Annotated in this window: 15 protein-coding genes and 1 pseudogene; 6 read left to right on the top strand and 10 right to left on the bottom strand. The window is 69.5% G+C overall.

Features of this window, described 5'->3' with window-relative positions; genetic code table 11:
- Nucleotides 1-58 precede the first annotated feature (58 nt).
- Together BLU62_RS25610 and BLU62_RS25600 are read left to right on the top strand one after the other, a co-directional pair.
- Nucleotides 59-259 carry a DUF2613 domain-containing protein gene (locus tag BLU62_RS25610; protein ID WP_074852622.1) on the top strand — a complete coding sequence of 67 codons (201 nt, stop codon included), beginning with the start codon at nt 59-61 and terminating at the stop codon, nt 257-259.
- Nucleotides 260-342: 83 nt separating this feature from the next.
- Nucleotides 343-4,667 (top strand): annotated as a pseudogene (locus BLU62_RS25600) (DUF3367 domain-containing protein).
- Here BLU62_RS25600 and BLU62_RS25595 read toward each other — a convergent pair.
- Nucleotides 4,586-5,833: an acyltransferase family protein gene (locus tag BLU62_RS25595; protein WP_074852620.1), complete on the bottom strand. Its 1,248-nt coding sequence runs from the start codon at nt 5,831-5,833 to the stop codon at nt 4,586-4,588. The pseudogene BLU62_RS25600 and the gene BLU62_RS25595 sit on opposite strands and share 82 nt — an antisense overlap.
- 44 nt (nt 5,834-5,877) lie before the next feature.
- Between BLU62_RS25595 and pgfA the strand changes: the two genes are divergently transcribed.
- Nucleotides 5,878-7,086, top strand: a complete 1,209-nt coding sequence (gene pgfA / locus BLU62_RS25590; protein WP_208863665.1) for a cell envelope lipid trafficking protein PgfA — start codon at nt 5,878-5,880, stop codon at nt 7,084-7,086.
- A gap of 52 nt (nt 7,087-7,138) precedes the next feature.
- Here the strand turns inward: pgfA and BLU62_RS25585 are convergent, their stop codons facing one another.
- The 3 genes from BLU62_RS25585 to BLU62_RS25575 form a co-directional block, all read right to left on the bottom strand.
- Entirely contained in the window at nt 7,139-7,654 is a 516-nt protein-coding gene (locus tag BLU62_RS25585) for a nucleoside deaminase (RefSeq protein ID WP_074852618.1), read from the bottom strand.
- Nucleotides 7,655-7,728: 74 nt separating this feature from the next.
- A complete protein-coding gene (locus BLU62_RS25580; RefSeq protein WP_074852617.1) occupies nt 7,729-8,199 on the bottom strand; it encodes an SRPBCC family protein in 471 nt (156 codons plus the stop codon).
- A 66-nt stretch (nt 8,200-8,265) separates the two neighbouring features.
- Entirely contained in the window at nt 8,266-9,456 is a 1,191-nt protein-coding gene (locus BLU62_RS25575) for a polysaccharide biosynthesis protein (protein WP_074852616.1), read from the bottom strand.
- Between the two features lie 111 nt (nt 9,457-9,567).
- On the opposite strand from BLU62_RS25575, the gene BLU62_RS25570 reads away from it, so the two are divergent.
- Entirely contained in the window at nt 9,568-10,503 is a 936-nt protein-coding gene (locus BLU62_RS25570; RefSeq protein WP_074852615.1) for an HpcH/HpaI aldolase/citrate lyase family protein, read from the top strand.
- A 15-nt stretch (nt 10,504-10,518) separates the two neighbouring features.
- Nucleotides 10,519-12,234: an MmpA family trehalose lipid delivery protein gene (locus BLU62_RS25565; RefSeq protein ID WP_074852614.1), complete on the top strand. Its 1,716-nt coding sequence runs from the start codon at nt 10,519-10,521 to the stop codon at nt 12,232-12,234.
- Here the strand turns inward: BLU62_RS25565 and BLU62_RS25560 are convergent.
- Nucleotides 12,200-13,342 (bottom strand): glycosyltransferase family 4 protein, encoded by a 1,143-nt coding sequence (locus BLU62_RS25560; RefSeq protein ID WP_074852613.1) that lies wholly within the window; start codon nt 13,340-13,342, stop codon nt 12,200-12,202. The two genes, BLU62_RS25565 and BLU62_RS25560, sit on opposite strands and share 35 nt — an antisense overlap.
- Before the next feature lie 67 nt (nt 13,343-13,409).
- Between BLU62_RS25560 and BLU62_RS25555 the strand changes: the two genes are divergently transcribed.
- Entirely contained in the window at nt 13,410-14,171 is a 762-nt protein-coding gene (locus tag BLU62_RS25555) for a class I SAM-dependent methyltransferase (protein ID WP_074852612.1), read from the top strand.
- Nucleotides 14,172-14,284: 113 nt separating this feature from the next.
- On the opposite strand, the gene BLU62_RS25550 is transcribed toward BLU62_RS25555, so the two are convergent.
- The 5 genes from BLU62_RS25550 to BLU62_RS25530 form a co-directional block, all read right to left on the bottom strand.
- A complete protein-coding gene (locus tag BLU62_RS25550) occupies nt 14,285-15,064 on the bottom strand; it encodes a hypothetical protein (RefSeq protein WP_074852611.1) in 780 nt (259 codons plus the stop codon).
- A gap of 96 nt (nt 15,065-15,160) precedes the next feature.
- On the bottom strand, nt 15,161-17,707 hold the full coding sequence (locus tag BLU62_RS25545) for an ABC transporter permease (protein ID WP_074853300.1): 2,547 nt from the start codon (nt 17,705-17,707) through the stop codon (nt 15,161-15,163).
- Between the two features lie 21 nt (nt 17,708-17,728).
- The gene (locus BLU62_RS25540) at nt 17,729-18,553 is read right to left on the bottom strand and encodes an ABC transporter ATP-binding protein (protein ID WP_074852610.1); all 825 of its coding nucleotides are present in this window, start codon (nt 18,551-18,553) and stop codon (nt 17,729-17,731) included.
- Between the two features lie 163 nt (nt 18,554-18,716).
- Complete coding sequence (locus BLU62_RS25535) at nt 18,717-19,724, bottom strand: esterase-like activity of phytase family protein (RefSeq protein WP_074852609.1); 1,008 nt, start codon at nt 19,722-19,724, stop codon at nt 18,717-18,719.
- A 62-nt stretch (nt 19,725-19,786) separates the two neighbouring features.
- A complete protein-coding gene (locus BLU62_RS25530) occupies nt 19,787-21,613 on the bottom strand; it encodes a phosphoenolpyruvate carboxykinase (GTP) (protein WP_074852608.1) in 1,827 nt (608 codons plus the stop codon).
- Between the last annotated feature and the right edge of the window lie 159 nt (nt 21,614-21,772).

Raw genomic sequence — 21,772 nt, 5'->3', positions numbered from 1 at the left:
ACGTCAGATGCGCGGGTGAGACCGGGGTGAGACGAGGCGCGATGGTAGTTTCTTCGCCATGACCAACAACCGCCTTGTGGCCGGCGCCGTCGCCGGTGTGGCCGGCATCCTGGTGGGACTCGGCGCGGTGTTCCTCGGCGGGTTCCTCGCCGCGGAGAACAGCCCGTCCACGGACCTGAACAACATCAATCCGAACAGCGGATTCGTCCAGGGTTCGGTCGACTACGGGTCGCGCGGCGGCGCGGGCGAGACCAACTGACGCCCACCCACGACGCTGCGCGTCGTGGATCCTGGCGGCAGCAGCAACTGAGTAGTACATCGACCACCGCTCCCACAGGTGTCCTGTCGGCACGTGGGGTCGGTGTCGCTGCGGCGATTGCGCTGATCGTCTGCCTGCTGCAGTCCCCGGGACGGATCGCGGCCGACACCAAGCTCGACCTGACGGCCAATCCACTCGGATTCCTGGCCCGGGCGGCGCACCTGTGGACCCCGACGCCCCGATGGGCCAGGTCCAGAATCAGGCCTACGGATACTTCTTCCCGCACGGCGCGTTCTTCGCCGTCGGTGACCTGCTGTCGATTCCGCCATGGATCGTGCAGCGGTTCTGGTGGGCGTTGCTCCTCACCGTCGGCTTCGTCGGCATCGTGCGCGTCGCGGAGGCGATGCGGCTCGGCTCGCCGGCGTCGCGGATCATCGCGGGCGTCGTCTTCGTCCTGAGCCCGCGCGTTCTCACCACTCTCGGCTCGATCTCGTCGGAGACGCTTCCGATGATGGCCGCGCCCTGGGTGCTGCTGCCGGTGATCCGGGCACTCGACGCGCCGCTCTCCGACGCCCGGCCGCTGCGGAAGGAAGCCGCACGCTCGGCGGCCGCCGTCGCCCTGATGGGCGCGGTGAACGCGGTGGCGACGGCCGCCGCCCTCGGCGTCGCGGCCGTGTGGTGGCTCCTGCATCGGCCGCGCGACCGCCGGTGGTGGCGCTTCGGTGCGTGGACCGCGGCCGGCCTGGTTCTGGCGTGCGCGTGGTGGATGGTGCCGCTGCTCATCCTTTCCCGGGTCAGCCCGCCCTTCCTGGACTACATCGAGTCCTCACGGGTCACGACGCAGTGGACGTCGCTGACCGAGGTGTTGCGCGGCGCGAGTTCGTGGACACCGTTCGTCTCGACCGAGCGGGTCGCCGGTTCGGTCCTCGTCACCCAACCGGCCGCAGTGCTGGCCACCGGCGCCATCGCCGCGGCCGGACTCGCCGGCCTGTGCATGCGGCACATGCCGTTTCGCGGTCGCCTCGTCACCATCCTTGGCATCGGCCTGGTCGTCATGTGTGTCGGCTTCGACGGGGGGCTCGGTTCGCCGATCGCCGAGCAGATCCGGGCGTTCCTCGACGGTTCGGGTGCGCCGCTGCGCAACATCCACAAGTTCGAACCGTTCATCCGCATCCCGCTGGTTCTGGGTGTCGCGCACCTGCTCGCGCGGGTTCCGCTGCCGGGCAGCGTATCCGTCCGGGAGACGCTCTCGGCGTTCGCGCACCCACAACGATCCCGTCCGGTCGCCGCGGCCATCGTGCTGCTCGTCGCGGTGATCGGTGCCGGCTCGCTCATCTGGACCGGCCAGCTCGCGCCCGCCGGGACCTACACCGCGATCCCGAACCACTGGAAGCAGACCGCGGACTGGTTGTCCGAGAACAGCACCCGCCCCGGTGACACCCCGCCGGCCCGCGGCCTCGTCGTCCCCGGCGCGCCGTTCGCCGACCAACTGTGGGGTCTCACGCGCGACGAGCCCCTGCAGCCGCTGGCCGACACCCCCTGGGCGGTGCGGGACGCCATCCCGCTGACACCGCCCGGCGCAATCCGCGCGCTCGACTCGGTGCAACGCGAGATCGCCGCCGGACGCGGCTCGCCCGGCCTGGCCGAGACACTCGCCCAGCAGGGCGTGGGATTCGTGGTCCTGCGCGCCGACCTCGACCCCGAGACCTCCCGATCCGCACGACCACTCCTCGCCCAGCAGGCGCTCGACACCTCGCCCGGACTGACGCGGGTGGCGCGGTTCGGCCCCGATGTCGGGCCACCGGGTGTCCGTGGAGTGATGCGCGACAACGGGTTGCGACCCACCATGCCCGCGATACAGATCTATGCGGTCGAGGCGACCGGCTTCGACGGCACCGGCCCCCTGCTCGTCGACCGGAACGGTCTGCCGCGCATCGCCGGCGGACCGGAGGCCATCGCCGCGCTCGCCGAAGTCCGCGCACGCCAGGGTCTTCCACCTCTGGGACCGGTCCTGCTCGATGCCGATGCCCGGCGCGCCGGGATCACCGACGGCCCGCTCATCGTCACCGACACCCCGAACGACCGGGAGACCGACTTCGGACGGGTCGACGACCACAGCTCCGCCATCCGATCGGCCGACGACCCGCGTCGCACGCAGAACGCGGCAGCCGACTACCCCGTCGTCGATCAGCCGCTCGTCCGCGGGGAATGGTTGCTGGACAACCGGAGTGGTGCGGTCGAGGTGACGACGTCGGGTTCGGCGTCGGACGCGGTGCAACCGGGTCAGACCTCCCCCGCGAACTCGCCGGCCGCGGCCTTCGACGGCAACCCCCAGACGGCCTGGGTCAGTGGCGGACTCGAGGGAGCAGTCGGCCGGTGGATGCGGATCGGGTTCACCACTCCCCAAACAGATCTGGCGCTGACGTTGACCACCGCAAAGGCTCTCGGCGCGGATGTGACCAGCGTCCTCGTCACCACCGAGGCAGGCAGCACCGTGGCGTCGGGGCTCGAGCCGGGTACGCCGACGACGGTGACCGCCCCGAGCGGCCCGACGCGATGGATTCAGATCCGCGCCCTGCGCACCGAGGACGGCTCCGCCGGCAACCAGTTCGCCCTCGGTGAGGTGGAGGTGTCGAACCTGCGGACCTCGACGCCGCTGAAGATCAGGCACCGCGTCGTGCTGCCCGAACTCGAAGCCGGAACCGCCGTCGCCCAGTGGCTCCTGTACTCCGAACTCAACGGGCGGGCCTGGTGCGTCGCCGACCCCGCACGCGAGATGACCCGTTGCGCTCCGGGACTCGGGCTGTCACCGGAGACCTCGTCGCTGTTCAGCCGAGCCCTGTCGGTTCCTCGAGACACCACGGTCACCCCGTCGGTCATCCTCCGTCCCCGGCCCGGTGACGCGCTCGATCGGCTTCTCGTCACACCGGGCGACGTGACGGCCACCGGTCCGCGACCGGTCGCCGACCCCCGCGGCGGTCCGGGGGCCGCCGTCGACGGCGATCCCGGAACCGCGTGGACCGCACCGCAGATCCCGGACGAGGAGAAAGCCAGGGATCGCGAAGACGACGAGGAGTCGGCGGAGGACGCCGAGCCGACCCTGGTGATCCACCTGCCCGCCGAGCAACGCGTCGAGGCGCTGAAACTCGTTGCGCCGGGCGACTATCCGGCCACCCCCACCGAGGTCGCCGTCGATCTCGGCACCGGCGAACAGATCCGCGAGGTCGGCAAGGACGGAATCCTCCGGCTCGATCCCGCGGTCACCGACCGCATCGAGATCACCGTCCGCGCACAGCGCGACCTGATCGACGTCAACAGTCTCGGATTCGCCACGGCCGCACCGCCGGGCATCGCCGAGGTCGAGGTCTTCCCGGCACCCGCGTCGCCCGCCGCCGGCGGGGACCGGGTCGTCGAGATCCGTTGCACCGACGGCCTCGGCATCACCGCCGCCGGCCAGGTGGTCGGGATCTCCGCGCGGACCACCACGGCCGCACTGCGTTCCGGCGAGCCGGTGGTCGCACGCGCATGCGCACCCGGCGAGCTGCGGCTGCCCGCCGGTCAGCAGGAGGTGTCGGTCAACCCCGGGCAGGCCTTCTCCGTCGACGCGGTGTCACTGACGGCCGGGGCTCCGGTGACCGGGGTGCCGACGACCACGCCGGACGTCACCGAGTGGACGGCGGCGAGCCGCACCGTACAGATCGCATCCGGACCCGAACGCCTGCTGGTGGTGCCCGAATCGACCAATCCGGGCTGGATCGCGCGGGTCGACGGCCGGGAGTTGTCGCCGGTGGTCGTGAACGGCTGGCAGCAGGGTTGGATCGTGCCGGCCGGGGTGTCGGGTGCGGTCGAGCTCACCTACCGGTTCGATTCGCTGTATCGCTGGTCGCTGGTCGTCGGACTGGCGTTGATGGCCCTGCTGCTCGTCGCCGCATGGTGGCCGTCGTCGCGGCGAGAGAGCATTGCCGAACGGAGAGCGGTGCCCACGGGTCGGCTGACCCTGGTGGCCGCGGGACTGGGGATTCTCGGGGCGTCGTGGCTGCTGTCGGGCTGGTGGGGTCTCGCCGTCGGCCTGGCCGTCGGCGCGGCCGCCGCGGCGGTACCGCAGAAGGTCGGCGTGACGACGACGTTCGTGATGATGATGACCGCCACGATCGGGCTCACCGCCGGCCCGTGGCACGCGTCCGACGGCTACCACGGCTGGGAGTGGTGGGTTCAGTTACCGGCGCTGGTCGCCGTGCTGTCGACCGGCTGGCTGGTGTTCTGGGGGACGGTGGACTCGTGGCCCGAAGGAGAGGACGACCCTTCGAGGCTCGCTTCGCTCGCACCTCAGGGAGCGACAGGGTTGCTGCGGCGTCGTATGTCGCGGTTGCGCAACCAGTTTCGTGCCGGTTCCTCGATGAAGGCGTAGGACGCCGCGGCGATCCCGACCGAGAGTCCCAGCGTGATCACCCAGACGAGGACGGTGTTGCCGTTGAACGGCACGATGCCGAACAGCGGGAAGACGATCGCGAGGACCGCGACGTGCCAGATGAAGATGCCGTAGGACCAGCGTCCCAGCGCGAGCATCACCCGTGAGTTGAGGAAGCGGAACGGCCCCGGGTTGCAGACGAGCGGCGCGAGAAGCGCATAGCCGCAGAGCGCACCGAGAACCATCTTGGTGACGAACTCGATGTTGGACACATCGCCGAGTCCGGTGGGGCCGGCGAAGCGGGTGCAGGCCAGGCCGTACGCGACGACGAGGAGTCCGAGCATCAGCCATCGGTTCGCGCTGAGCCGGATCGCCAGGTTCATCCACCGCCCGCGCGACGCCCCCGCGGTGTCGAGGACACCGGCGACCTCGGCGAGGATCAGGCCCGCGACGAACCACACCAGGTGACCGAACACCCAGTTCTTGGTCTCCACGCCCTCGGCGACCGGCAGCGACGCACCCACCCAGGCCCAGCCCAGGCTGAGCACACCGATCGCGAGGAGGACCGGGATGCGGGCACCGACACGTCGGCCGCGCAACCGCAACAGCGCGAGGCCGAAGACCGGGAGCAGCGCGTAGAACGCGATCTCGACCGACAGGCTCCACATCTGGGTGAGCCCCGCGGTCAGCGTGAGGGGCACGAAGACCTGGGTCAGCGTCAGATTGGCCAGCCAGACGTCGAAGTCGGCGCCCTGGGCCTCCGGCAGCAGGAGCAGCACCAGCACGACGGCCACCACGTACGCCGGCCAGATGCGGACGACGCGGTGCCTCAGATAGCGCGGGATGGAGGGATGCCCGGCCCCGCGGTGCGCGGCGTCGACCCACGGCCGCCAGAGCAGGAACCCGGAGAGGCCGAAGAACAGGGCGACCGCGAGGTCGAGGCGACCGAGGACGGGACCGAGCACCGGGATCTCGACGGCGCGGGTCTGGAAGGCCACGTGAGTGGTGAGCACCCCGATCGCGGCGAGCGCACGCATGCCCTCGAGTTGCGGATAGAAGCGTCGCGGGCTGGTCGCCGGACCGGGGGTGCCGGCGTGCGGCGCTGCGGCGCGCGTATCTGTGCTCGAAGAGGCGACGGAGTCGCGGATCGGGTCGGTGCTGGTCATGCTGGTGACAGGGTAGCCCGGTGGCATCGATTACCCTCGCCACCATGTCTTCGGAGCCGTCCCCGGTGCCCCAATCCCCGGTGGAGCAGTCCGCACCTCGCCGTTGGTCGACCGCGGACCTGGCCGGACCGACGCTGATCTTCGTCGGCAGCTTCCTGATCGCCGTGACCATCGCGTTGCCGACGCTGCTCGTCGGCACCTTCCGCACGATCCCGCTCAGCACCGACTTCACCACCGTGGCCACCGCCGAGAAGGCGACGATCCTCGACCGCTGCTCGCTCGCGACGCCTGCGGCACGGACCCTCGACGCCGATCTCGTCCGCCAGCAACGGGTCGTCGCGGTACAGCCCTCCGACGAGCACCGCGTCACGCTGCAGGCCGGCACCTCGGTCCAGGCGGAGACACTGCGTATCGGCGACCGCACGGTGGAGCCGGAGGACCCGCGGCCCGGCAGCGACGCCGACGCCGACTCGTCGGAGGCCTGCAACGACGCCACGGTCAACGCGGTGAAGGACCGGGTGACGCTCGACCGGGAGACCGCCGAGCCGCAACTGTCGGCGCGCGGGGCGTCGGAGATCCAGTACGACAGCAACCAGGCACCGGTGCTGGTGCCTGATCGCCGCGGATTCACCTACCTGCTGCCCTTCGACACCAGCCTGACCGACCACGAGTTCTTCGACGTCGTCACGCGCACCACCGTGCCCCTGGAGTACGACGGCAACACCGAGGTGGTCGGCAAGGACGTGGCGCGGTTCCGCGCGGAGGTCCCCGCGACCGACCTGGCCCGCGCCGCGTTCGGCCGGCCGGTGGGCACCGACGTCGTCATCACCCGGCCCGCTTCGTGGTTCGGGATCGACGGTCCGCGACGCGACCTGACCGCCACACTGCGACACCGCAGTTCGTGGGATCTCGCAGTGGACGCCCGCACGGGGACCATCGTCGACGCGAAGATCACCGTCGACGAGTTCTACGCCTTCCCCGACGGCACACCCGGTGTGCCCGCGGACTTCCGGCTGCCGCACCTGCAGGCGAACTTCACCTACGACGAGACGACGCAGTCCGAGATGTCGCGGCTGGCTTCGGATCTCGCGACGCCGATCACGATCTGGGGTCGTATCGTGCCGATCGCGACCGGCGTCCTCGGCGTCCTCGCACTGGTCGTCGGCGGATTCCTGATCAACCCGGCGTGGTTGCCGGCACGGTTCCGGCGGACCGATCGGGAACCCCGCGAGACGGCCTCGCATTCGGACTAGCACCCGGCGACGCTCGCCGAGCCGGCGCCGTCCATGACCACCGGTCAGCGGCTCACGACTCGACTCCGGCGAATGCCGCATGCAGGGCACGGACATCGTCGGCGAGCTCTGGCACGGGGCCGGTGACGCCGATGCCGGGCGCGACCTCGTTGATGGCCAAGGCCGCGACGGGCGCATCGGGCAGCCCCCACCCGGCTCGCCAGTCGGCCAGCTGACGGCCTGACGCCACGTAAACGATGCGGCCGAGCCCGACCCAGGCGTGGGCCGCCGCGCACATGGGGCAGTGCTCGCCCGACGTGTACACGACGGCCTCGCCGCGACGGGCCGGGTCGATGTTCCCGGCGGCCCACCGAGCGATCTCGAACTCGGGATGACGGGTGTGGTCCCCTCCGGACACCCGGTTGCGGTCGGCGTACACGACACTGCCGTCGGCGTCGACGAGGATGGAACCGAACGGCTCGTCACCGGCGTCGAGGGACTCCCGAGCCAAGTCGATGCACCTGCGGAGGAAGGCGATGTCGGTCGGCGTCAGCGGTACATGGGACCTCGGATCAGAAGGTTTCGTCACACGTCGACAGTAGGTAGCCGATCGGCAACGGCAAAGACCACGGCCTCATCGCGCGCGTCCCGGAATGCCGGGCGTCAGGAAATCGACTCCGCGGCAAGGCGGCCGAGGGTGTCCTCGAGCTGGGACTCGGTGACGAGTGGGAACTTCACCTGTTCGAGGAGTTTCTTGTCGGTGACCTTCGACCAGTCGTAGGTGTGGCGGACCAGAGTCTCGTTGGGGCCCTGGGACTCCAACTCCCACAACCACTCCCACCCGGGCGGCTCGGTGCCGGCGGGCGCGGTCTGCCAGGCCAGCAGTTTGTCCTTGGCGTATCCGGTGATGTGATTGTCGGTCTTGTACTCGCCGCCCATGTGGTCGCCCGCCATGTTCATGGTGAACACCTCACCGACCTTCTGGATGCGATCGGCGTGGTCGACGCCCCGGATGAAGCCCGAACCGTCGAGCGTCTGATGCTTCTCGGGATTGGAGAGCACATCGAACACCGCGTCGACCGGCGCCTCGATGACTCGTTGGACAGTGACCTGGGTGACTCCGTTGTCGCTCATTCCACAACCCTGCCGAAACTTTCCGACCCCGGCAACGTTCCTGCGTGTGCGGCGAACAGAAGGCTCTCAGCGCGTGAGGGCCCACGTCCCGGCCGCCGCGACCGTCACCGCGACCGCCGCGGTCGCCGCGACCCCGACCACCGAACCGGCGACGGTGAGGATGACCGCCACCTCGACCGCCACGACGATCCAGGTCCCGAACGCGACGCGGGTGCGATCGCGGGCGATGGCCGACAGCAGGACCACCTGGAGAACGGCGAGGGCTGCGCCGATGTAGGCGAAGAGCCACAGGAGCGGGACGAGTTCGTCGTAGCCGTCGCCGAAGACCATCGGCACCATCGGCCCGGCCGCGCCGGCGAGCAGGGTGAGGACCACGCCGACGCCGGCGACCACCGCCACGGCCTGGCGCAGGGAGACCCGGGACCGGGCGGGATCGGCGAGGCGGGGGTAGAAGACGACGCCGATGGCCTGCGGCAGCCAGAACGCGACCTTGGTGGCGATCGCGCCGAGCGCGTACACACCGACCGACTCGGCGTCGAGGACCCGCGGGGAGAGCAGCAGATCCACCGACGACGCCACGATCAGCACGAGCTGGACCTGCGACGCGCGGACCACACTGAGGACTCCCACGGTGCCCGCGTCCGACGTGCGCTCCCCGACCTTCCCGACGACCACCCAGACGACGACCGCCGAGACCGCGGCGCCGATGGTTCCGGCGAACAGTCCGCCCGCCGCACCGGCACCCGCGACGAAGGCGCCCACGATGGGCATCGACCGCAACACCCCGACCGCGGCCAGCACCCACGACAGCGTCCGGAACTCTCCGCGCCCCTGCAGAATGCCCTGACCTGCGGCGATCAGCGTGAGCAACGGGGCAGCGCCGAGGGCGGCCAGCGTCGTCACGACACCGGTGCGCATCAGCAGGGCGACCAGCGGTGTGGCGACCGCGACCAGGACGACGACACACAGCGTCGTCTGGATGCCCACCCGCCGCAGACGACGCTCGTCGCACCCCAGGACCACCTCGCGTGCGACGACGTTCTGCAGGGCCAGCGCGGGCACGCCCAGCACGAGCATCGCCGACAGCAGGACCGCGAACTCGCCGTACTCGCTGACATCCAGATAGCGCGCGCTCGCGGCCAGATGGACCACGTACATGCAGATGTTGGCGACCATCGAGCCGACGGCCACCGATCCGACGGCGCCGACGGTGCCCGAAGCGGCTCGGCGCCGTCCGGTCGGCCTGGTCTGCTGCATGGCACAAGTGTGCCGAGTTGGTACCGGCTCTCGCGCGCAGGGTGCTTTGCACCGGTCGTCGGGCATAGGCAACGATGGGTAGGCTGCAGAATTCACGGACGAGAGATATCGATGTACGACGACAACACGACCTACGACGCCGAATCGACCGATGTCGGTTCGCGTATCGACCCGGTGCTGGCCCGAAGCTGGCTCCTGGTCAACGGCGCGCACTACGCGAAGTTCGAGCCGGCGGCTCGCTCGCGCGCCGACATCGTCGTCCTCGACATCGAAGATGCGGTGGCCCCCAAGGACAAGGTCTCCGCGCGCGACAACGTCGTGCGGTGGATCGGTCCGAAGGACGGTTCCGGTCCCGGCGCCGGTGAGTGGGTCCGGATCAACGGATTCGGCACGCCGTGGTGGGCCGACGATCTCGCCGCGCTCGCGGAGACCGCCATCGGCGGCGTGATGCTGGCGATGGTCGAGTCCGTCGACCACGTGACCGAGACCGCCAAGCGCCTGCCGGGCCTGCCGATCGTCGCGCTGGTGGAGACCGCACGCGGACTCGAGCGGATCAGCGAGATCGCGTCGGCCAAGGGCACCTTCCGCCTCGCGTTCGGCATCGGGGACTTCCGTCGGGACACCGGCTTCGGCGACAATCCGCAGACCCTGGCCTACGCCCGATCGCGATTCACCATCGCCGCCAAGGCCGCTCACCTGCCCAGCGCCATCGACGGCCCGACCGTCGGTTCGAGCGCACTGAAGTTGAGCGAGGCCACCGCGGTGAGCGCGGAGTTCGGCATGACCGGCAAGATCTGCCTCACCCCGTCACAGTGCGCGCCGGTCAACGAGGGCCTGTCCCCCTCCCAGGACGAGATCACCTGGGCGAGAGAGTTCTTCGCGGAGTTCGAGCGCGACGGCGGGGAGATCCGCAACGGTTCGGACCTCCCGCGGATCGCCCGTGCGACCAAGATCCTCGACCTCGCACGCGCCTACGGCATCACCGAGTCGGAGTTCGACGACGACCCGGTGCATGCGCCCGCGCCGTCGGACACCCACCACTTCTGAGCCGCGCGGGTCGCGGTGTTCCCCGGACGGTTGCTCCCGGCGCTCTACCTGACGAGTGTCGTTGCGGCCGTGGCCGTCCTGGCACCGCTGCTCCCCGGATTGATCGGCGTCGCACCGGGTCACCTGCTGTACCGCGATGCGGTGTCGACGCCGCGTACCCACGTCACCGACACCACGCTCGGAATCGGTGACCTGCCACCACGCGCGGTGCCGCAGGACTGGTTCGTCGCCATGGTGTCGTCGGCCGTCGACGGCGGGGTGGTGGTCATCGCGGCCCTGCTGGCCGCGTTGGTCTTCGCCGGTGTCGGGTTCGGCCGGCTGGCGTGTCGCCTCGTTCCGGGTGCCGGGCGTCTCGGCGGCGTCGCCGCCGCGCTCGTGGCGATCTGGAACCCCTATGTGGCCGAACGGCTCCTGCAGGGCCACTGGAGCCTGCTGGCCGAATACGCCTCGCTCGGCTGGATATTCGTCGCCGTGCTCGATCTGCGGGAACGGCCCGAGCCGGTGCGGTTTCTCCAACTCGGCGGATTACTGGCGGCAGCGGGGCTGACGCCGACCGGATCGGTGCTCGCCGGGGTCGTGCTGGCCGTTGCCCTCATCGGTCGTCCGGTTGGTCTGCGGCACAGCCTCATCGCCGTCGGTCTGTGGATTCTGAGCACGCTGCCCTGGGTGGTGACAGCCGTGATCAGCGACGCCACCACGACGTCGGCCGCGGCGGGCGTCGATGCGTTCGGCCTCCGGTCCGAGCCGGGACTCGGCCCGGTCGGGACGGTGCTGTCCCTCGGCGGGATCTGGAATGCCGATGCGGTCCCGGCCAGCCGAACGATGTGGTGGGCGGCGATCGCGACGTTCTGCTTCCTGCTCGTGATCGCAGCGGGCGTCGTCGCCCTGTGGCGTCGTCGTACCGCGCTCGATCCGCTGGTACCCGCGATCGGGGTACTCACCGCTGCCGTCGCGATCCTGCTGGTCCTCACCACCTTCGGTCCGGGCCGGTGGTTGCTGGAGTTCGCGGTCGAACACATCGCCGGGGCGGGCCTCCTGCGGGACACCCAGAAATTCTCCGCACTCCTCGTCCCCGGTGTCGCGCTGGCCGTGGCCGGTGCGGTGACGGCGGCCCGCCGGCGGGTGCCGTCGGGTTTCGCGCTCGCCGGCGTCGTCCTGCTCGTCGTGGCGCCGCTTCCCGACCTCGCCTGGGGCGTAGGCGGTTCCGTGCGGACGGTGTCCTACCCCGACGACTGGGCCGCGGTGGCCGACATCGTGCCCGCCGACCGGGGCTCGGTTGCCCTGTGGCCCACGGACACCGTGCGGCACTACCGCTTCGCCGACGGCGTCTCGCTCGACCCCGCGGCACGCATGTTTCGTGCACCGGTGATCGAGTCGGGCGCACTCACCGTGGACGGCGAGGTCGTCGACCCGCCGAGCGATCATGCAGCAGCCGTTGCGTCCGTTCTCGAATCCGGGGGCGCACCTGCCGAACTCGCCGCGCTCGGTGTCGGATGGGTTCTGGTCGAGAACGATTCGACGCCCGCGCTACTCGCCGCGGATGCGCGTCTCGCCCACGACGGAGACGATCTGCGGCTGTACCAGGTCGGCGAACCGGCCGAACGCGGTGCGGGAGTTGCCGATCGGACTCTGGCGATCGTCGCACACCTGGTGTGGGCGGCGATGCTACTGGCAGGGATCGCGGGGGCGGTCGTCGCTAGCGTGCGAGAACGGCGTCGAACGTCTCGATGAATCCGTCGCAGGTCGCCGCCCAGGAGTAACGGCTCGCCTTGATCCTGGCGTTGCGCCCCAGCCGCTGGGTCTCGTCGGGATTGTCGATCAGCTTTCTCGTGGCACTGACCAGTTCCTCGACGCCGTCGACGAGGAGGCCGGTGTCGCCGTCGTCGATGGAATCGGTGAGACCCACCGAGCTGCGGTAGCCGATGGTCGGGACCCCGTGCTGTGCCGCCTCCACGACCGCCAGACCCCAGCCCTCCTTACGCGAGGGCATCAGGTGGACCTGCGCCTGCGAGAGCAGTTCGTGCTTCCGCCGCTCGCTGACATGGCCGTGGAAGGTGACCGCGTCGGCGACATCGAGTTTCGTTGCCGCGGAACGCAGCTCGTCGGACCACCAGCCACCGCCGATGACGTCGAGGTACACCTCGACCCCGGATCGACGCAGCTGCGTCAACACGGTGAGCGCATCCTCGACCTGCTTGTGCGGGACCAACCGGGACAAGACACACAGACGCACCGGCTGATCGTCGGCCGCCTTGACGGCGATCTCCGCGTCGGCCGGGATGGGATCTATGCCGTTGCGCACGACGGAGATCCGGTCCGCGTCGACACCGAGCGCGACGAGCTCGGTCTTCGACGGTGTGGACACCGTGACGTATCGGTTACGTCGATGAATCCTCGGCGACAGTCGCGACTCGATGAACCAGCCGACATGACCGAGCAACCGGCCGGCGACCGGCCACTGCTCGCGATGGCAGTGATGGACGAGGACCACCGTCGGCGCCGAGGCAACGGCGGTCGCGAAGAACGGCACCCCGTTCTGGGTGTCGACGACGACCTCGGGATCGCATCCCCGCAGCGGCCCGACACCGAACCGACCGGCCAGGATCGCGGCCAGCATCCGCGGGTACACGCTGATCCGCCCGCCGGCTCGCACGAACCGCATGCCGTCGCGGGTCTCCTCACGGGCGGCGCCCGGATACGACGAGGTCAGAAAGGTCACGCGAGCGCCGCGCCGGGCCAATTCGGCGCCGACGCGTTCCAGATAGGTCTCACTGCCACCGCCCTGAGGGTGGCGGGTATCCCGCCAGCACAGCAGCAGGACGTCGGAAGGTACGCGCATCGCACGTCAGACTACCGACAAGTAGCTGCTGAACAGCCATACGACCGGTGGATTAGAGTTCCCGACGATGACGACCACGACTTCCGGCCGGAACCGAATGGCCCGGCTGGCCACCCTGCGACGTGCGGCCGGGCTCCTGAACGACTTCCGGTACGAGCAGTCCGACCCCGCCCGCTTCTACGGTGCTCTGGCGACCGACACCGCGGACATGGTCGAGGCGTTCGTCCCCGATCTCGACGGAGGCGTCATCCTCGACGTCGGCGGCGGACCCGGCTACTTCGCCGACGCCTTCCGGGATCGCGGCGCGCACTACATGTCGGTCGAACCGGACCCGACGGAGATGCACGCCGGCGGGCTCGAGCACCGCGGATCGGTCCGCGGATCGGGCCAGAACCTGCCCTTCGCCGACGACTGCATCGACGTGACGTTGTCGTCGAACGTCGTGGAGCACACGTCGACGCCGTGGGAGATGGCCGACGACATGCTGCGCGTGACCCGGCCGGGCGGCGTCGTCATCATCAGCTACACCCTGTGGTGGGGACCCTTCGGCGGCCACGAGATGGGTCTCACCCACTACCTGGGCGGACACCGCGCGGCGCGTCTCTACACGCGACGCCACGGCCACCCGCCCAAGAACCTCTTCGGGACGTCACTGTTCGCCGTCAACGCCGCCGACGGCCTGCGCTGGGCGGGTTCGGTGACCGACCGGGCCGAGCTCCTGGCCGCCTTCCCCCGCTACATCCCGCGCCGGATGTGGTGGGTCATGCGCGTTCCCGGCCTGCGCGACGTCCTGGGCACGAACCTCGTGCTGGTGCTGCGCAAGCGGTAGTGGTTTCGATACGGCTCGTCGCAAGCTCCTCGCCTACTCAACCAGCAGAAATACTCCTGCCGGCCGAGTAGCGCCGCCCGAGCGGAGCGAGGACGCCGCGTATCGAGGTCCGCTTACTCCGCCGACAGATCCGCGGAGCAGTTCAGCGTTCCGCCGTTACTCGTGGCGGTCGCGAGCTGTTCGCCGTCGACGAGGATGCTGCAGGTCACCGGGCCGCGGACGACGATGGCCGACAGCTTCGCCGTCGTACCCTTCACATTCACCCGTTGCGACCAGGGCGCGCCGGTGGCCGCGATGACGGTCGGCGCGCCGCCGCCCTTGCTGAAGCTGAGCGCGACCACGTCACCGTTGCCGGTGAGCTGATAGGTCACCGTCCCCGAGCGCGGCTTCTTGCTCGGGGTCGACGTCGTCTCCTCGGTGGTGGTCGTGGTGGTCGGAGCCGAACTGGTCGTCGTCTCCTCGCTGGTGGTGGCTGTGGTCGACGACGAACCGGCCGCCGTGGGCGCGTCGTCGCCGCCGGCCTTGGTGACCAGCAAGACGACCAGACCGAGGATCACCAGCGCCGCCAGGGCGACCAGCGCGAGACCGATAGTGCGGCCCTTCGACGACCCGCGCGGCGGCTCACCGTTCTGGGGCGAGTCGTACGGCGACGCACCGTAAGGCGACGCACCCGTGTACCGGGGCTCCCCGTACTGGGGTTCCGTGTACTGGGGTTCTCCGTACCGGGGTCCGGCGTGGGGCTCGGTGTACGGCCCGGGATACGGCTGACCTGAGGGTTGCTGGGTGTAGGCCTGCGACGGTGGCGCCGACGGGTCGTAGTCGGGATCGAACTGTCGGGTCTCCGGCGGATTGTTCCGCGGATCGTTCGGATCGCCCTGGGGTGGTCGGGTCATGCGGACGATTCTGTCATCCACATCCTGATACCGACCTGTGGGCACGCGGCCCGGGCAACACCCGGGCCGCGCGACACACGGATCACCGAGCGGTCGTCACAGGTCGGCGATCGCCTCGAGCGGCCCCGTCCGAGCGGCACGGACCGCCGGCCACAGCGCCGCCAGCACACCGACCACCGCCGACGCGACCAGCGTGATCACGATCAGCGACCACGGAATCACCGGTGCGCCCAGCCCCCAGGCCGCGAGCGTGCGAACCAGGGCCACTCCGATGAGTGTTCCCAGGAGCACACCGACCACGGCACCGAAGATCGAGATGAGCACCGATTCCAGGTAGATCGATCGACGCACCTGGCCACGCACCATGCCGATCGCGCGCAGCATGCCGATCTCGCGCTTACGTTCCACCACCGACAGCGCGAGGGTGTTGATGATGCCGAGCACCGCGATCAGCAACGCCAGCCCGAGCATCGCGTACAGCGTGCCGAGCATCTGGTCGATCTGCGCCGAGATCTGGCCCTTGAACTGGTCGCGGTCCTTGACCTGGACGGTCAGGTAGCCGGCGGTCGCGTCCTCGAGCCCGGTGCGCAGGGTGTCCAGGTCGGCGCCCGCCTCGGCCTTCACGAAGACCGTGACGTCGAAACGCGCCGCGGGCGGGACCAGCCGGTCGTAGACCGCGGACCCGACGACCCACGGCTGGAGGGCCTCGTTGTCGGCGTACACGCCGGCGATGGGGACCTGGACCTGCTCGCCGATGGGCGAGGTGAAGTCCAGGACCTGACCGCGTTCCCAGCCCTTCGTCATCGCCGTGCGATGGCTGATCAGCATCCCGTCGTCCGGCAGCGTCGACGACGCACCGTCCTCCATGTCCATGACCGTGACGTCGCTCAGCCGCCCGCCGACGGCGGAGAAGCCCTGCACCGGCTGACCGTCGACCTTCGCCTGCACGACGCCGAACGAGACCACCTCGCCGACGCCCGGCACCTCCTTCACCGCCGGACCCACCGTGGGCGGCAACGGCCCCTGGTTGGTGCCCGCGAGGATGTAGTCGGCGGTGATGCCCGAGTCGACGGCCTCGTCGACGGTGCCCTTGAACGACTGGCCGAGCGTGCCGATGATCGCCACCAGCATCAGACCCAGCGTCAGCGCGAAGGCCGTCGCCGCCGAACGTCGGGGATTGCGAACAGCATTCGTGCGTGCCAGTCGTCCGATGGTGCCGAACGGTGCACCGACCACGCGGCCGAGCACGCCGACGAACGGACGCGCGACCGCCGGGCCGACCAGGACGGCGGCCAGCACCGCACCGGCCGCACCCGCACCGACCGTCAGAGCCGGCCCCGAGCCCTCGTCCATCGCACCGATGACGATCGCCACGATCGACGCCAGACCGATGACCGCGCCGATGATGGTGCGGTTGCGCAGCGACGCCGATCCCTCGGCCGCCGATGCGCGCATCGCCTCGACCGGCGGCACGCGTGCGGCGCGAGCGGCAGGTACCCAGGCGCTGATCATCGTCACCACGACGCCGACCAGGATGCCCGCGAGAACCGCGCCGACCCCGATCGTCAACTCCCCGTCCGGCAGACCCGACGTCGCGCTGGTGAACGCCTTGAGCGCGGCCGCCAGGCCGATGCCGATGGCCAGACCCAGCGCGCCGCCGAGCACGCCGACGACGAACGCCTCGAAGAGGACCGACCGCGACACCTGGCGCTGGCTGGCGCCGACCGCCCGCAGCAGCGCGAACTCGCGGTTACGCTGCGCGACGATCATCGAGAAGGTGTTGTAGATGATGAACGTGCCGACGACCAGACCGATCGCCGCGAACGCCAGCAGGATGTACTGGAAGATCTGCAGGAACTCGTTGACCTGCGCCTTCTGGTCCTCCCGCACCTGGTCGCCGGTCCGCACGTCGTACAGGTCGGCGTCGGCGCCGAGGAGGGCGCGCACCCGTTCCTGCAGTTGCTCCGGGGACACCCCGTCGACGGCCGACATGTCGACGAGCCCGACATGACGTCCGTCGGTGAACAGACGCGACGCGGTCGCCGCGTCGAACTGTGCGTTGACGTAGCCGCCGGTCGAGGACGGCAGGTCGATCAGTCCGACGACCGTGACGTCGAGCGGGGCGGCGTTGCCCTGGCCGATGACGACCTTGGTCTTCGAGCCGACCTTCAGTCCGGCCTCTTCGGCAGCCGAGGAGTTCAGGGCGATCTCGCCGGCGTTGGCCGGCCCCCGACCGCCCGGAATGATCCGGGCCTCGTCGGCGTCGAGCGCCTCGTTCTCCGGGATGTAGGTGGTACCGACGCTCGGCGCGCCGCCGGTCTGGATGGCCTTGCCGCCCGAGTCGGCGACGGTGATCAAGCCGTTGTTGTTGACGACGAGCTTGTCGATGCCGAGTTCGGCGCGCTGGGCGCGCAACTGGTCGACGACCGACAGCGGAACGCCCGGCGACTGCTGGTCGGCGGGCGTCACCTCGACGGCCACGCCCTGCGCGGCGCTGTCGAAGATGTCCGTGAAGGCCTTCGAGATGGAACTGGTGAACACGATCGAACCGACGACGAAGGACGTGCCGAGGACGATCGAGAAGAGAGTCAGGAACAGACGTAGCTTGTGCGCCCGCAGGTTTCGCAGCGAAACCCGGCGCATCACCGATGATGACGCCACGGCTCAGAGCGCTTTGGAGGTCTCGGCGGGAGCCGACTCGGACGAGTGGGTGTGGTGGACCCCGTCGAGGTTCTTCATCACCTCGAAGACGTCGTCGGCGCTCGGACGGGCGAGCTCCTGCACGATCTGCCCGTCGGCGAGGAATACGACGCGGTCGGCATACGACGCCGCGCGCGGATCGTGGGTCACGATGACGACGGTCTGCCCGAACTCGTCGGTGGCGGCGCGCAGGATGGAGAGGACCTCACCCGACGACCGGGAGTCGAGGTTACCGGTGGGCTCGTCGCCGAAGATGATGGCCGGCTTGCCGATCAGCGCACGGGCACACGCCACGCGCTGCTGCTGGCCGCCGGACAGCTCGCTGGGGAGATGCCCGAGCCGGTCGGTGATGCCGAGTCGGTCGGTGACCGCGTCGAACCATTCGGTGTCGACGGTACGGCCGGCGATGTCTACCGGGAGGGTGATGTTCTCTTTCGCGGTGAGCGTCGGCACCAGGTTGAACGCCTGGAACACGAACCCGATGCGGTCGCGGCGGAGCATGGTCATCGACTTGTCGGACAGCGTCGTGAGATCGGTGTCGCCGATGAAGACGCGGCCGTCACTCGCGACGTCCAGACCGGCGAGGCAGTGCATCAGCGTCGACTTGCCCGACCCCGACGGCCCCATGATGGCGGTGAACTCACCCGCGCGGAACGAGATCGAGACGCCCTTCAGCGCCTCCACGGCGGTGTCGCCCGTGCCGTACCTCTTGGACAGGTTCTCCGCACCCGCAGCCACTCCGTGTTTGGGCTCTCCGGCATCGCGGGCGGCCGCATCAGTCGTCGTCATGCCCTCAACGGTGCCAAATCCGGAGCCGAATCGCTATCAGGTAACCCCCTGATGCCACCCTGAGGGGGAATTCTCACACCTGCCCCCCGCCGGTTGAGCCGACACCGAGCGAAGCGAGGAGTCGCGTCGAAACCCGCCCGCCGCTCGCGGAGGGAAGCCAGGCCTACTTCGGCAGCTGGACCTCGAACGAGTGGATGCGGGTGGGCGATCCGGCGTTCTGCGAGACGATGAGCAGCGTTCGGCTGCGCGTCTTCGCGTACGGGGCGTCGGGGTGCCAGTTGCCCCAGGCGAGCCCGGACATGTCGCCGGTGACGAGACGCGGCGTGCCGGTCGTCGAGAAGATCCGACGCTTCGTCATCGCCTTCTCCTTGCCGGAGAGCTTCTTCTTGCCGGTCACCGAATCCGCCCCGCGGGTGGTGGTCCAGAAGATGTTCGTCAGCTTGCCGGCACCGCGTTCGAGGACGAGGAAGTCGGTGGCGTTGACGGCCAGGACGTCGGCGGCCACCTTGTTGGCATCGGTGCGATAGACGAACTCGCGATCGGCCTTGCCGAAGGTGAGCAGCCGCGCCGAAGTGCGCCCGTCCTGCTTGAGTCCGCCGGCGGTGAGCACGGAGACCTGTCCGGTCGGTCCGACCGCGAGGCCGGTGAGACCGCGCTGCCCGGCCACGCCGGACTTGGACGTCGGGCGCCACGCGGCCGGCAGCGGCAGGTCGCGGACGAACTGGCCCAGCGAGCCGATCTGCCGGACGAACTGGTTGTTGCCGCCGCTGACGACGGTGTAACCGCCGTTGCTCTTGCGGATGCCCTCGAACTGCGCACCGCCGGGCAGCAGCGGCAGGAACCACGGTCCGAGGACCGTGCCGGCGCCGTTGACACCGGGCCGGCCCACGAATGATGCGGTCTCCGAGGAGTATCCGATGCGGGCGGTGTAGAACCGGGCCGGGAGGACGTCCTCGGCGATCAGCGTGTACTGCCCGTTGCCGGTCCGGTCCAGTCCGGTGATCCGGTTGAACTGCGGGACGAAGTCACCGAGGGTCGTCGTGTCGGTGTAGTACGCGGAGACTCCGTCGCCGGAAGCCGGTGCGGCAGAGGCTGGTTGAACTGCGAGCGGAGAGGTCAGCCCCAAAACACAGGCTCCCGCGATCGTGGCCCCCCACAAACGTAGCTTCATGAGGGGCACGATACCTCAACTGTCACATCAGCCTCAGGCCGAACCAGCGGACCGATGGCGGATCAGGCCAGACGCTGCTTGAGGGCGTCCAGTTCGTCTCGCAGCGACGTGGGGAGCTTGGGACCGACGAACTCGAAGAGCTCCTCGATCGACGGGATCTCCTCACGCCACTCGTCGGCGTTGAACGCCAGCGCCTCGGCGACGTCCTCGGCCGGCACGTCGAGCCCGGACACGTCGATGTCCTCGGGCTTGGCGACGATGCCGATCGGGGTCTCGACGCCCTGGGCCTCGCCCTCGATACGGCTGATGATCCACTTCAGCACGCGGCTGTTCTCACCGAATCCGGGCCACAAGAAGCGCTTGTCGTCGCCACGACGGAACCAGTTGACGTAGAACACCTTCGGCAGCTTGGACTCGTCGGCGTTCTTGCCGATGTTGACCCAGTGCTGCAGGTAGTCGCCGACGTGGTAGCCCATGAACGGCAGCATCGCCATCGGGTCGCGACGCACGGTACCGACCTTGCCCTCGGCCGCTGCGGTCTGCTCGGAGCCGACGGTGGCGCCCATGAAGACGCCGGTCTGCCAGTCGCGGGCCTCGGTCACCAGCGGGACGGTGGTCTTGCGACGGCCGCCGAACAGGATCGCCGAGATCGGCACACCCTTCGGGTCGTCCCACTCGTCGGCCAGCGACGGGCACTGTGCGATCGGGGTGCAGTAACGCGAATTCGGGTGTGCGGCCTTGTGATCGGACTCCGGGGTCCAGTCGTTGCCCAGCCAGTCGGTGAGGTGCGCCGGCACGGGGCCGTCGATGTCCTCCCACCAGATGTCGTTGTCGTCGGTACGAGCGACGTTGGTGTACAGGGTGTTTCCGGCCTCGATGGTCTTCATCGCGTTCGGGTTCGAGTCATAGCTGGTGCCGGGGGCGACACCGAAGAAACCGAACTCCGGGTTGATGGCGTAGAGACGGCCGTCCTCGCCGAAGCGCATCCAGGCGATGTCGTCGCCGACGGTCTCGGCCTTCCAGCCCGGGATGGTGGGCTGCAGCATCGCGAGATTCGTCTTGCCACAAGCACTCGGGAAGGCCGCGGCGATGTAGTAGACCTTGTTCGCCGGGCTGGTGAGCTTGAGAATGAGCATGTGCTCGGCCATCCAGCCCTCGTCGCGGGCGATGACCGACGCGATGCGCAGCGCGTAGCACTTCTTGCCGAGCAGCGCGTTGCCGCCGTAACCCGAACCGTACGACCAGATCTCGCGGGTCTCCGGGAAGTGGGTGATGTACTTCTCGGTGTTGCACGGCCACGGCACGTCCGCCTGGCCGGGCTCGAGGGGAGCACCCACCGAGTGCAGTGCCTTCACGAAGAAGCCGTCGTCGCCGAGGATCTCGAGGACGCGCGGACCGACGCGGGTCATGATCTTCATCGACAGGACGACGTACTCGGAGTCGGTGATCTCGACGCCCAGCTTGGGGTCGTCGGAGTCCAGCGGACCCATGCAGAAGGGGATGACGAACATCGTGCGGCCGCGCATCGAGCCGCGGTACAGCTCGGTCATCGTCGCGCGCATCTCGGCGGGCTCGACCCAGTTGTTGGTCGGGCCGGCGTCCTCTTCGGACTCCGAGCAGATGTAGGTCCGCGACTCGACGCGTGCGACGTCGGCGGGGTCGGAGCTGGCGAGGAAAGAATTCGGCTTCTTCTCCTCGTTGAGCTTGACGAGGGTACCGGCCTTGACCAGATCGTCGGTGAGGCGCTCCCACTCGGCATCGCTGCCGTCGGACCACACCACCCGGTCGGGCTGGGTCAGCTCGGCGATCTCGGCGATCCAGGCCAACAGACCCTGATGGTTGGTCGGCGCGCTGCTCGGGTCCAGTCCGGGGATGGTGGCTGCGGTCATCGTTGGGGCCTCCTGGCGAGCGTGTGACCTGCTGGAATGGTCACCGGTCAGTCGTCTAGGTGTCCAGGATACGTGTACCGAGCGGGCGCTAGGTGCGGGGGGCCTGCGACTGCGGCCTATCCCACACCCCGGCGATTTGGGACCAAAGTCCCTGGAAGC

The organism is Gordonia westfalica, from assembly GCF_900105725.1.
Classification (GTDB): Bacteria; Actinomycetota; Actinomycetes; order Mycobacteriales; family Mycobacteriaceae; genus Gordonia; species Gordonia westfalica.
The sequence above is the reverse complement of the archived record's forward strand: the minus strand, read 5'-3'. Positions and strand labels throughout refer to the sequence as shown.